The following is a 14,452-nucleotide window of genomic DNA, read 5'->3' on the forward strand; positions in this document are numbered from 1 at the left end:
CGTGGGCGGTCCGGGTAGACGGGTACTGGGCGACTGGGCCCTGGCCGCCGGGGGGGGGGGGGCCCCCGCGCCCCCGGGGGGCGCCGGCGCGGGCGCCGCCGGTGGCCGCGGGGACGAGCAGGGTCGGTTCCTCGATGCCCTCCAGCTCCCGGGCCCAGGCCCGGCAGGCCGCTTCGCGGTCCTGCCGCACGAGCCAGGCCAGGAAGTCGCGGTAGGGGCGCACGCGCGGCAGCGCCGAGGTGTCCCCGTCGGCCGCGTAGGCGCGGATCAGGTCTTGGAGCAGGAGCGGGAAGGACCAGCCGTCGAACAGCGCGTGGTTGACGGTGAACACCAGCTCCGCGCCGTCCTCGGCCCTGCGCACCAGCGTCATCCGTAGCATCGGTGGCACGGCCGGGTCGAAGTGGGCCGCTTGGTCCTCGGCCAGCAGCCGCTCGAAGGCCTTCTCCTGGCCGCCTTCGTCGAGGTCCCTCAAGTCCACGACCCGCCAGGGGAGTTCGATGTGGCCGAGGACGAGCTGGACCTGCCGGCCGGAGGACCCGGCGACGAAGGCGGTGCCGAGACTGGGGTGCCGGTCGAGCAGCGCCTGCCCGGCGGCTCGCATCCGCTCCGGCTCCACGTCGCCGGCCAGGTGCAGGGCGAACTGCACGTGGTAGGCATCGAAGGAGGAGTCGGCCAGCTGGCTGTGGAAGAGCAGGCCGGACTGCGCCTCCGTCGTCGGCCACACGTCCTGGAGGCCCGGATACTGCTCCTCCCACGCCTCCAGGTCCCCCTGGCGCACTCGCACCAGGGGCACGTCCGAGGGTGTCAGACCGCCCGCGCCCGGCGCGGCGGCATGCCGGGCCAGGCCTTCGAGGGCCGTGCGCCACAGGTATGCGAGTTCCTGGGCGTCCTCCCGTGCGAGCAGCCCGGCGGGGAAGCCAATGTGGGCGCTGAGCTGCGGGCCCTGCGCGGAGTCGAGGACGTAGGAGTTGATCTCCACAGTCGCCAGGGCGGGCATGTCCGCGTCCAGGTCGGCGACGACCCCTTCCATGTCGGTGACGATCGCCCACCCCGCGCCGCCCGGCTGGTCGCCCGGAGCGAACCGGCCAAGGTAGTTGAAGGCGACCTGCCCGGTCTCGTACGCCTTCAAGGTCTCGGCGGTATCCGGGTTGAGGTGGCGCAGGAGACCGTAGCCGATGCCCTTGTCGGGGATGGCGTTGAGCTGCTCCTTGACCGCTTTGACGGCCTGGCCCGCGGACCGGCCGCCCGCGACGGCCTCGTCGATGTTGACACCGCCGACGTCCAGGCGCACGGGGAACATGCTGGTGAACCAGCCCACCGTGCGCGAGAGGTCCACACCGGGTGCGGCGGCCTCCTCGCGGCCGTGCCCCTCCAGGCGAAGAAGCAGCGAGGACTCGTCCACACCACGGCGCTTGCGCCACTGGGCCATCGCCAGGGCCAGGGCGGTGATCAGGCCGTCGTTGGGGCCGCCGTGGAAGGCGGCGGGCAGCGTGGTCAGGAGCGCTTCGGTGGCCTGCGGAGCCAGGTTCATCTCCACGGTCTCCACCGTGGCGCGCACGTCCACGGCCGGGTCGAGGGTCCGGGAGCCGATCAGCGGGTCGGTACCCCCCTCCAAGATGCCCTGCCACAGTGGGAGTTCAGCCACGCGGTCCACCTGCCCGGCCTCCTCGGTCAGGGCGTGGGCCCAGTGGCGCATCGAGGTGGGCACCGGGGCGAGCTGCGGTGTACGGCCCGCACGGACCTGCTCCCACGCCTCGGCGAGGTCCGGGACGAGGATGCGCCAGGACACGCCGTCGACCACCAGGTGGTGCAGAACGAGGATCAGACGCCCGGCGGTCTCCGGGCCCGCGTCGAACCACACGAACCGGGCCATGGACCCGGACGCGGGGTCCACCTCCCGTACAGCCGAGTCGACTTCCGCCTTCGCACGGTCCCGCCAGGCAGTGTCCTGCCAGTCCCCCGTACTGGGCATGCGGCGGATGAGCGCGGCCACGTCGACCGAACCCGGCTGGGCCACCTCCAGACCTTGCCCGCCGGTGTGTATGAGGCGGGAGCGGAGCACGTCGTGGTGGTCGACGACCGCGGAGAGCGTGGCGACCAGGCCCGTCTCGTTGATCCCAAGCGGCAGATCCACCGTCGTAGACATCACGAACCGGTCATAGCCGCCGCCCAGTTCGGTGATGTAACGGGCCACCGGCAGCAGTGGCATGAAGCCCGTGCCACCACCGGCCGGCTCCTCGCGGACGGGCGTGACCGGCCCGCTGTCCGCGGCGGCCACGGCCAGCGCGGCCACGGTCCGGAATTCGAAGATCTGCCGCGGCGTGATCTCGATGCCGTGCGCTTTGGCGCGGGAGACGAGCTGGATGGAGCGGATGCTGTCGCCGCCGACGGCGAAGAAGTCGTCGTCGATGCCGACCCGCTCCAGGCCGAGAACCTCGGCGTACGCAGCGGCCAGGGCCTGCTCCTCGGCCGTGCGGGGCGCGCGGTAGGCGCCGCCGGTGAACTCCGGCTCGGGCAGGGCGGCTTTGTCGAGCTTGCCGTTGGGGGTGAGTGGCAGTTCGTCGAGGACCACGAAGGCCGATGGCACCATGAACTCGGGCAGGCGTCCGGCGGCGAAGCGGCGCAGTTCCTTGGCCGAGACGCCCGCGGTGATGTCGTAGCTGTCGTCGCCGGCTTCCCGCGCGCCGGTTGGGACGACGTAGCCGACGAGCTTCTTGCTTCCGCGTATGTCGCGGACGAGTACGACGGCCTGCGCCACGTTGTGGTGTTCGGTGAGGGCGGTCTCGATCTCGGCGGGTTCGATGCGCAGGCCGCGGATCTTGACCTGGTCGTCGCTGCGGCCACGATAGTCGAGCTGGCCGTCGGGGCCTTGGCGGACGATGTCGCCGGTGCGGTACATGCGCGATCCCAAGGGCCCGTAGGGGTCGGTGACGAAGCGCTCGGCGGTGAGCGCGGGGCGGCCCAGGTAGCCGCGGGCCACGCTGGGCCCGGTGATGTAGAGCTCGCCGGGGGTGCCGGGCGGGACCGGGGCGAGCCGTTCGTCGAGGACGCGTACGCGGTTGTCGGCGATGGCGGTGCCGATGGGGGTGTGGTCGGTGGTCAGAGGGGTGCTGATGGAGCCGCAGACGGTGGTCTCGGTGGGCCCGTAGGCGTTGACGAAACGGCGCCCTCCGGTGGCCCACGTGGTGGCCAGGCCCGGCGGGCAGGCCTCGCCGCCGACGGTGACGGTGCGCAGCTCGGTCAGGGTGTGCGGGGTGCCGGCCGGGAGCGCGGCGAGCACGCTGGGGGGCAGCATCACGTGGGTGATGCGGCGTTCGGCCAGGGTGCGGACCAGGTCGTCGCCGACGACGCGGCGTTCGGCCGGGACGACGAGGGTGGCGCCGGTGGTCAGGGTCTGTACCAGTTCCCAGAAGGCGGCGTCGAAGCTGGGGGCTGCGACTTGGAGGACGCGTGCCTGCGGGTTCAGCCCCAGCCGTTGCCGGGTGCTGTGGCTGAGCGCGGCGATGCCCGTGTGGGTGACGGTGACGCCCTTGGGCCGGCCGGTGGAGCCGGAGGTGTAGATGACGTAGGCCGGATGCGCCGGGCGGAGCGGGCTGGTGCGGTCGGTATCGCTCGGGTCGGTGGTGGGGCTGTCCTGCCAGGCGGCCTGGATGTCGGCCGCATCGATGGCCAGGACGTCGGTGGGCAGGCCCTCCGGCAGGTCCTTGATGGCGGCTTGGGTCACCAGCAGGGCTGCGGGGGCGGCGTCGGTGACCATGTACATGATGCGGTTGGCCGGGTAGTCCAGGTCGACGGGCATGTAGGCGGCACCCGCCTTGACGATGCCCAGGGCGACGGCGACCTGGTCGGCGCTGCGGGGCATGGCCACGGCGACCTGCCGCTCGGGGCCGATGCCGCGGGCGACGAGCCAGTGCGCGATGCGGTTCGCCCGCGTGTTCAACTCCGCGTACGACCAGGAGACATCGACCGACTCCACCGCCGCTGCGTGCGGCGCCGCCTGCACCCGGGCCGCGAACAGCTCCGGGAAGGTGGCCTGCACGGCCACCCGCTCCGGCTGCTCCCGCTCAGCCGCCAGGAGCTGACGGCGCTCCTCGGCGGTGAGCAGGTCGGCGTAGCTGATGCGGTGCGAGGGGTAGGTGACCGCGGTGGTCAGGAGCCGCTGCCAGCGCGTGATGAAGGTCTCGATGGTGGGGGCGTCGAAGAGTTCGGTGGAGTACTCGGCGGCAATGGTGATGCCCGCGGGCGTCGTACGGTCCTCGAAGGTCTCGTCCAGGCTCAACAGCAGGTCGTAGCGGGCGGTTCCGGTGCCGGAGCCGTCTGCGCGGACCTGGAGGCCGGGCAGCTCGAAGTGGGCCTCCTCGTTGTTCTGCAGAGCCAGGGCGATCTGGAAGAGCGGGTGGTGGGAAGGAGAGCGCTCGGGGTTGAGTTTCTCCACCAGGGACTCGAAGGGGATGTCCTGGTGGGAGTAGGCGTCCAGGCTCGTCTTGCGGACCTGTGCCAGGAGTTCGGCGAAGGTCGGATCGCCGGAGGTGTCCGTCCGCAGCACCAGCAGGTTCACGAAGAGACCGATCAGGTCCTTCAGGCCCTCGTCGGTCCGTCCGGCGATGCCACTGCCGACCGCGATGTCGGTGCCCGCACCGAGCCGGGTGAGCAGGGCCGCCATGGTGGCCTGCAGGACCATGAACGGCGTAGTACCGGTGACCTTGGCCAACTCCGCTATGCCCTGGTGCAGTTCGGCATCCAGAGTAAAACGCAGCAGGTCGCCCTTGCCCTCCAGCACGGCGGGGCGGGGCCGGTCGCTGGGGATGGTGACCGTCTTGGGCAGGCCCGCGAGCTGCTCCGCCCAGTAGGCGTACTGCTTGCTGTACAGGCTCTCCGGATCGCACTCGTCGCCGAGCAGTTCGTGCTGCCACAGGGTGTAGTCGGCGTATTGGATCGGCAGTTCGGTCCAGTCGGGGGCGTGACCGGCCACTCGCGTGGTGTAGGCGGTGGCCAGGTCCTGGGCCAGCGGGGCGTAGGACCAGCCGTCGGCGGCGATGTGGTGGACCACCAGGGAGAGGACGGACTCCTCCGGCCCGCAGCGGAACAGCTGGGCGCGGACGAGGAGTTCGGTCTCCAGCGCGAAGGTGTGCCGGGCCGCCGCAGCGAGGGCCTCGGCCACCTCGTCCTCGCTGTCGATCTGTCGCACCGTCAGGGTGAGGCGCGCCTCGGCGGGGGAAAGGACCTGCTGCTCGGGCCTGCCGTCGACCGCGGGGAAGACCGTGCGCAGGGTCTCGTGGCGTGCCAGGACGTCATTAAGGGCCGACTCCAAGGCCGGTACGTCGAGTTCACCGCTCAGGCGAAGAACGACCGGCATGTTGTACGTGGCCGAAGGACCCTCGAAACGGTGGACGAACCACAGGCGCTGCTGGGCGAAGGAGAGCGGCAGACGCTCGGGCCGCTCGGCGACGCGTACGAGCGGTGCCTGGGTGCGGGCGCCGATGTCCAGGTGCGGGACGAGCCGGGCCACCGTGGGGTGGGCGAAGAAGGTGCGCAGCTCCACCTCGGTGCCCAAGGTGGTGCGGATGCGGCTGATGAGCTTGGTGGCCAGCAGGGAGTGGCCGCCCAGGTCGAAGAAGTCGTCGTCTACGCCGACCCGCTCCAGGTCGAGGACCTCGGCAAACAGGTCGCAGAGCAGCTCTTCCCGGAGGGTGCGCGGGGCCCGGCCCGTGGACTGGGAGGACAAGTCGGGTGCCGGCAGCGCCCGGCGGTCCAGCTTGCCGTTGGCCGTCAGCGGCACCGAGGCGATAGCGACCACGGAGGCGGGCACCAGGTGGGCGGGCAGCCGCTCCTGCAGATAGCCGCGCAGCGAGCCGACCAAGGCACCGATCTGCGTGGCCGCGGCCGGGTCGCTGGCCAGGAAAAGGTTGGCGCGGTGCGAGGGAATGAAGCCACCGGTCAGCGGGCGGGCGGTGGCTGTGCCGTCGGTGAGGACGAGCGCGTCGAAGTGCTCGACGGCCTCCGCCGACCACGTCAGGACCACGCTCCAGCCGCGCGCGGCTGCCCACTCATGGAGGTCCTGCGGGTCGACGGCGGGCCCGGACGCGGCGGGCACGTCATGGACCCGGGCCTCGGCGGCCAGGGATGCCTCCCCGGTCAGGCGGGCGTTGGGAATGCCCGCGACGCGCAGCACCGGGCCCTCCTGGGCACGGCACAGCTCCTCAAGACCGGACAGCTCGCCAACCTGGCGGCCCCAGGTCACGGTGGGCGCTTCGCTGAGGTCCAGGGCCTCCACCGACCCCTTGTACAACACGACTTCGTAGCGGTGCAGGGTAAGTTCATTGTGGGCGCGGCCCGGCTTGAGACGGATGTCCGCCCCCTCCGCGCCGTGCCGTGTGGCCCACTGGGTGAACCACTCCGGCCCCAGGACCAGTTCGGGCTCGGTGAGCAACGCGCGGGCGATAGCCGCACGGGCCACCGGCGGCGCTTCCTGCGGGTACTGGGCCTGCTGCACGCCACTGCGGAAAAAGCTCAGTGTACCGGCGTTGCGCACGTCACCGACCACGATCCGTCCACCCGGCGCCAGCAATTCCCAGGCTCTGGCGAGGACGTCGTCCAGGTAGGCGGCGTGCGGGAAGTACTGGATCACCGAGTTGAGGACGACCGTGTCGAAGTGCCCGCGCGGCAGGCCGCTCACGTCGTCGGCCTTCTGGTGACGCAGGGTGACCTTGTCGGCGTACCCGGCCTGCTCCACCTCGCCGGTGAGGCGACCGATGACCTGCGAGGACAGGTCGGTGGCCCAGTACTCCTCCACCTCGGCCAGCAGGTGCGCCATCAACAGGCCCGAGCCGACGCCGAGTTCGAGAATCCTGCGCGGCCTGTCGCGCAGGATCCGCGCCACTGCCGCATCGCGCCAGCCGTGCATCTCCTCCAGCGGGATCGGCTCACCGGTGTAGCTGGAGTTCCAGCCGGTGAAGTCCTCGCCCCACGGGGTGCCGGCGGCCGAGTAGACCTCGTCGTAGATCTGCTCCCACTTCTGGACCTGCTGCGCGGACTCCTCGATGTGCTCGGTGCCGTCCAGGTCCGGCACCACATAGGCGACCAGCTGCCTGTTGGCCGCCCCCGCGCCCTCGTACGGGACCACCACGGCCTGGGCGACGCCCGGGTGCGCGGCCAGGGCGGCCTCGACCTCGGCGGGCTCGACACGGACACCGCGGATCTTGACCTGGTCGTCCTCCCGGCCGGCGTACTCGATCTGCCCGTCCGCGTTCCAGCGTGCCAGGTCACCGGTGCGGTACATGCGGGCACCGGCCGGGCCGAACAGGTCGGCGACGAAGCGTTCGGCAGTCAGGCCTGCACGACCCAGGTAGCCGCGCGCGATGTTCCCGGCCACGTACAACTCGCCCACCACACCCGGCGGTACTGGACCCAGGCCCGCACCGAGGATGTAAGTACGCATGTTCCCCAGCGGCGTTCCGATCGGGGTGATGTCGGCGGCCTGCCACTCCTGGCCCGCCTGGATGGCGAACGTGGAGGCGTAGAAGGACTCGGTCTGCCCGTAGGCGTTGATGATCCGCACCTCGGGCAGCGCCTCGCGGATGCGGTGCACGAGCGTGGCGGGCAGCGCCTCACCGGCGAAGACGACCGTCTCCAGATCGGCGATGGCGGCCATATGGTCGCCCAGTTCGGCGAAGACGGACGGCACCGTGTGGATCACACTCGCCGACACCGCCTCGCGCTCGGCGAGCACGAGCGCGTCGTTGACCACCTCGACGGTGCCGCCCTCGGCCAGCGTGGTGACGATCTCGAAGACGGAGACGTCGAAGTTGACCGACGCATTCGCGAACATCCGCGTGTCCGCGCCCACGCCCACCCGCTCGGCAAGGCGGGTCACGCCGTTGACTACGTTCGCGTGGCTGATCACCACGCCCTTTGGGGTGCCGGTGGAGCCCGAGGTGTACATCACGTACGCCGCGTTGTCCGGGCGTATTTCCGCCGATTCCACGCTGTCGCCGGCGTTCTCGAAGTCCAGGTCACCGATGAACAGGGTCGGGACGTCCCCCTCGGGAAGCACTCCTACGGTGTCGGCATCGGTGAGAACCAGCTGCGGGCGGGCGCTGCCCAGGATGAAGTCCAGGCGGGTGCTGGGGTACTTCGGGTCGATCGGCAGATACGCTCCGCCTGCCTTGAGGATGCCCAGCATGCCAACGACCAGGTCGGCCGAGCGCGGCAGCGCAAGACCCACCACGATTTCCGGGCCCACCCCGCGCCGGGCCAGCTCATGGGCGAGCCGGTTCGCGCGGTCGTCCAACTCGGCGTAGCTGTAGGCCACTTCGCCGCACGTCACCGCGACCTTGGCCGGCACTGCGGTCATCTGCCGTTCGAACAGGCCCGGGATGGTCAGCTCGGGAGTGGCCGCCGCGGTGTCGTTGACCTCGAGCAGCCGCTCGTACTCGGCGGGAGCCAGCAGGTCCACCTCGCTGAGCCGGGTCTGCGGGTCCTGGGCCAGTTGGGCGAGGACGCGCCCGAAGCGCATGGCGATGTCGGCCGCCCGCTCCCGGTCCAGCAGGTGGTGCTGGTGCTGCAGGGTCACCCTCAGGTGCGGCTCGGCGAAGGCGACCACCACCAGCGGGTAGTGGGTGCTGCTGAGGGGGCTGATCCCGGTCACCGAGATTCCGGCGGCCGAGTACGCCTCGCTCAGGCCGGCACTGTCGATCGGATACGACTCGAAGACCACCATCGTGTCGAACAGCCTGCGCAGCCCGGTGGACTGGTACATCTCGTGAAGGCCGTAGTGGTGGTGGTCGAGAAGCGCACTCTGCCGCTCCTGCAGCGTGCCGAGGAGAGTGCCCAGCGACTGGCCGGGGTCGCAGTTCACCCGCACCGGGAGGGTGTTGATGAACAGGCCCACCATCTCGTCCACGCCCGCCACCTGCGGCGGCCGCCCGGAGACAGTGGCGCCGAACACCACGTCCCGACGCCCGGTCAGGCCAGCGAGGACCAGGGCCCAGGCACCCTGGACCAAGGTGTTGAGAGTCAGGCCCAGTTCGCCCGCACGGCGGGAGAGTTCACGGGACTGCTCCGGCGTGAGCGGCACATCTGTCTGGCCGACCCCGGAAGGCTCGCCCTCCGTGGCGGAGGCGGCGGGCAGCAGGAGCGTCGGCTCGTCGACCCCGTCCAGTTCACGCGCCCAGGCGCGGGCCGTCACCTCCCGGTCCTGGTTCGAGAGCCAGGCCAGGAAGTCCCGGTAGTTGCGCGCCTTGCCCAGAGCGGTGGCGTCCCCGGCCGAGCCGTACAGGCGCATCAGGTCCTGCATGATCACGGGGATGGACCAGCCGTCGAACAGGGCGTGGTGGGCGGTGAAGACCAGTTCCCACGCGTCGTGGGCCAGTTTGACAAGCGACAGTCGGACCAGGGGCGCCTTGGGCGGATCGAAGCGGGTGCTGTGCTCCGCAGCCAGGAGCCGCTTGAGCCGCTCCTCCCGCTCCGCTGCCGAGTAGGAGCTCAGGTCCCGTTCGTGCCAGGGCAGTTGGACGCCGTTCTGGATGATCTGGACCCGGTCACCGGCGCTGTCGGTGGCGAACGCGGCACGCAGGTTGGGGTAACGGTCGAGGAGCGCCTGCCCGGCCGAGCGCAGCCGCTGTGGCTCCACCTCACCGGCCAGGTGGAAGACGAACTGCATCTGGTAGGCGTCGAATGAGGCACCGGCCAGCTCGGTGTGAAAGAGCAAACCGTTCTGCATCGCGGTCAGCGGCCACACGTCGACCAGACCCGCGTACGTCTCCTCCCACGTGTCCAGCTCGCCCTGACCCACCGCGACCAGTGGCACGTCCGAGGGGGTGAGGCCACCAGCACTCGGCTGCGCGGCATGCTGCGCCAGCCCCTCGAGGGCGGTGCTCCACAGCTCGGCCAGCTCGTCCACCTCGGCCTGGGTGAACAGCCCGGAGGGGAAGTCGAGACGGGTGACCAGGCGCGGCCCCTGCCCGCCGTCGGAAACATACGCGGTGACGTTGAGCGCGGCCAGCGCGGGCATGTCCCCGTCCAGGTCCGCCACCAGCTCCGTCGTCCCCTCGGCCTGGGTGAAGCCCAGACTCCGCAGGTGCTCCGGCATGTTGGCGGAGGCCGTGTACCGGCCCAGGTAGTTGAAGGAGACCTGGCCGGTGGCGTACGGCTTGAGAGTGTCGCCGGTTCGCGGGTTCAGATGGCGCAGCAGACCATAGCCGATGCCCTTGTCCGGCACGGCGAGCAACTGCTCCTTGACCGCCTTGACCGCGGCTCCGGCGGACGGGCCTCCGGCAAGTGCCTCCTCCACGTCGATGCCCGCCACATCCAGCCGGACCGGGTACATGGTGGTGAACCAGCCCACCGTCCGGGAGAGGTCGGCACCCGGCGCCGTGGCCTCCTCACGGCCGTGGCCCTCCATGCGCAGGAGCAGCGAGGACTCCTCCACGCCACGGTTCTTGCGCCACTTGGCCACCGCCAGCCCGAGTGCCGCCAGGAGACCGTCGTTCACACCTCCGCGGTAGGCGGCGGGCAGGCTCGTCAAGAGCGCTTCCGTGGCCGCCACGGGCAGCTCCTTACGCACGTACGCGACCGTCGCGATGGTGTCGACGGCCGGGTCGAGCGGACGGCTGCCGAGGTCCGGGTCCGGACCGGCGACGATCGAGCGCCACAGCGTCAGCTCGTCGCCACGCTCAGCGGAGGCGGCCTGCTCTGCCAGCGCGTGCGACCAACGCCGCGCGGAGGTGCCCACCGGCGCAAGGTCCGGGGTGCGTCCTTCGCGGATCTCTCCCCATGCCGCGGCCAGATCCGGCAGCAGGATGCTCCAGGACACACCGTCGACGACGAGGTGGTGCAGGACGAGGATCAGGCGCCCGGCCGTCTCCGGCCCGGCATCGAACCACACGAACTGGGCCATGACACCCCCCTGGGCATCCAGGCGGTCGGTGGCGGCGTCGAGTTCGGCGGCGGCCTGCTCCCACCGGCCGTCGGCCCAGTCACCCGAGCACGCGACCCGGTGGAGCATCGGTGCGATGTCGACCGTGCCGGGGCCGGACACCTCAAGGCCCGGCGCCTCGCCCGCGACCAGGCGCGAACGGAGCACGTCGTGCCGGTTGAAGACCGCCGACAGCGTCGCCACCAGTCCGGCCTCGTCTGCCCCGACCGGGAGATCCACGGTCATCGACATGGTGAACCGGTCCACACCGGCGCCCAGTTCCCGCAGCCAGTGCCCGATCGGCGGGAGCGGAACGAAGCCCACACCGCCGCCCTCCAGCTCCGGGAGGACCGGCCTGTCCTGAAGGCCGTCGACAGCCGCCTCGGCCAGCTCGGCCACCGTGCGCGACTCGAAGATCTGCCGCGGCGTGACCTCCACGCCCCGCGTCCGGGCCCGCGCGACCACCTGGATCGAGCGGATGCTGTCACCGCCGACGGCGAAGAAGTCGTCGTCGATACCGACCCGGTCCAGGCCGAGGACATCGGCGTACACCTCGGCGAGGATCTTCTCCACCAAGGTGCGCGGCGCCCGGTAGTCGCTGCCTGTGAACTCCGGCTCCGGCAGCGCCTTGCGGTCCACCTTCCCGTTCGGGTCCAGCGGGAGCCGGTCCAGCATCACGAACACCGAGGGCACCATGAACTCCGGCAGCCGGCCGGAGACGAACTTGCGCAGCTGGCGCGCGGAGACGGCAGCCGTCAGATCGACGTCCAGGTCGCCAACGTTCGCCACCGTGCCGGGCTCCGACTCCCACAGGTCCGCCGACACCACGTAACCGACCAGCTGGGTGCGGGCCCGGCTCTGACGCGTGACCACCACGGCCTGCGCCACACCCGGGTGCGCGGTCAGCGCCGCCTCCACCTCACCCGGCTCGATACGGAACCCGCGCACCTTGACCTGGGCATCGTCCCGACCGATGTATTCGAGCTGCCCGTCGGCGTTCCAGCGGGCCAGGTCACCGGTACGGTACATGCGTTCACCGGCCGGGCCATAAGGGTCGGCGACGAACCGCTCGGCCGTCAGCCGGGCCTGCCCGGAGTAGCCGCGGGCCACCTCGCCCGCCACATACAGCTCACCCACCACGCCCGGCGCCACCAGCTTCAGGCCCGCACCCAGCACGTAGGTCCGCATGTTGCCCAGCGGAACGCCGATGGGAGCACCGGCCGTGCCGGTCCAGCCCTCCTCGGCGGTGAAGGCGGTCGCGTAGAACGACTCGGTCTGCCCGTACGCGTTGGTGACGCGCACGCCGGGGATGGCCTCGCGCACCCGCTGCACCAGCGAGGCGGACAGCGGCTCGCCGGCGAAGACCACCGTGTCGGCCTGGATCTTCTCGCCCAGCTGGTCAAGGAGTTCATCGAAGACCGGCGGGACCGAGCTGAAGACGCCCCCGGACCAGCCGCCGCGCTCGCCGACGACGAGGACGTCGCGGACCACATCGACGGTGCCGCCCACCGACAGCGTGGTGACGATCTCGAAGACGGAGACATCGAAGTTGACCGAGGTCCCGGCCAGCATCCGCGACCCGGACTCCAGGCCGACCACCGCTGCCAGGCGTGTGATGCCGTTGACCACGCCGCGGTGCGTGACCGCCACGCCCTTCGGCGTCCCCGTGGAACCGGAGGTGTACATCACGAAGGCGGCGTTGTCCGGGTGCGTCACGACCGTGGGGACGTCCGGCGTCCCGTTGTCCAGATCGACCTCGTCGAGCCGGAGCCGGGGGGTGCTGTCCTCGGGCAGCACCGCCTCGGTGTCCTCGTCGGTCAGGATCAGCCGGGGGCGGGCCTTGGAGAGGATGAGGCCGAGGCGGGCACTGGGGTACCGAGGGTCCACGGGCACGTAGGCCGCACCGGACTTGAGGATGCCGAGGAAGGCGGTCACGAGGTCCGTGGACCGCGGCAGCGCGAGTCCGACGAGCGATTCGGGGCCGACGCCGCGCCGGACCAGCTCGCGCGCCAGACGGTTGGCCCGCGCGTCGAGTTCCCGGTAGGTCAGCTCCTGCGTGCCGGAGGTAACCGCGATCGCGTCCGGGGTCAGGGCGGCCTGCCGCTCGAAGAGCTGGGGGACGGTCAGCTCAGGGGTCGGTTCGGCGGTGTTGTTGCGGCCGGCAAGGAGTTCCCGTTCGGCAGGTGACAGCACATCCACCGTGCCGAGCAGGGCGCCGGGCTCGGCCACGAGGTGGCGCAGTACGCGTACGAAGCGGGCCCCCATCTTCTCGACAGTGGCCCGGTCGAAGAGCTCGGTGGCGTACTCCAGCATGCAGTGCACGCCTTGTTCACGGGCCGTGAAGTTGAACTCCAGGTCGAACTTCGAGGTCTGATTCGGGACGATATCCAACGTGGCCGTCAGGCCCGGAATATCGAGATCGAGCCTGGCGGCGGTCTGCCAGCTGAACATGACCTGGAAGAAGGGGTGGTAGGCGGTGGAACGCTCCGGGTTCAGCGCCTCGACGAGCCGCTCGAAGGGCACGGCCTGGTTGTCATACGCGTTCAGCGCCTTCTCCTGGACCCGGTCGAGCACCTGCTCCAGCGAGGGGTTGCCTGACAGATCCGTGCGCAGAACCCAGGTGTTGACGAAGAATCCTACCAAGTCGGTGAGGGCGCTGTCGGTGCGTCCGGCGATGGTCGAACCGATGGTGATGTCCTCCCCGGCGCCGAGGTGGTGCAGCAGCACAGCCAGGGCCGACTGCATCACCATCGACGTCGTCAGGCCGTGGGAGTTCCCCAACGCATTGGCTGCTGCGGCGAGTTCGGGGTCGATGGTGAACTCGACCACGTCACCGCGGTGGCTGGCCTTCGAGGGCCGCGGGCGGTCCGTGGGCAGCCGCAGTTGGTGCGGCGCCCCGGCGAGTTCGCCGCGCCAGTACTCGAGTTGCGTGGACAGCGTACTTCCGGGGTCGTCGCTGTCGCCGAGAAGCTCCCGCTGCCACAGCGTGTAATCCTGGTACCGCACGGGCAGTTCGGGCAACTGCGGTGCCTGGCCCTGCACCCGGGCGGCATAGGCGGTAGCCAGGTCCCGGCTCAGCGGCACGATCGACTCACCGTCGGCGGCGGCGTGGTGCACGACGAGGACCAGGACGTGCTCGTCCGGACCGCCGCGCAGCAGCCGCGCCCGCACCGGTATCTCGGCGGAGAGATCGAATCGGTAGGACGCGGCATCGGTCACCATGGCGTCGATGCCGTCGGACCCCACGTCGACGACCGGCAGGGCCGTCAGAATGTCGTCGACAGGCCGGACCTGTTGCATGGGCATGCCTTCGCCGTCCTCGACGAACAGCGTGCGCAGGCTCTCGTGCCGGGAGACGACGTCGCGCAGCGCGAGGCGCAGGGCGTCCACGTCCAGCACTCCGTCCAGACGCAGTACGAACGGGATGTTGTACGTCGCCGACGGGCCCTCGAGCCGGTCGATGAACCACAGCCGACGCTGCGCAAAGGACAGAGGGATCATTTCGCGTCTACTCCTCGATCGGTCTTCCTATGCAAA

At 70.7% G+C, this 14,452-nt stretch carries 1 protein-coding gene; it reads right to left on the reverse strand.

The features are described 5' to 3' along the window. The coding region (locus ACIBBB_RS25325; protein ID WP_398985717.1) for an amino acid adenylation domain-containing protein at positions 1-14,416 on the reverse strand (14,416 nt) is incomplete at its 3' end. Positions 14,417-14,452: the final 36 nt, after the last annotated feature.

Source organism: Streptomyces sp. NPDC051217 (assembly GCF_044455465.1).
GTDB lineage: Bacteria > Actinomycetota > Actinomycetes > Streptomycetales > Streptomycetaceae > Streptomyces.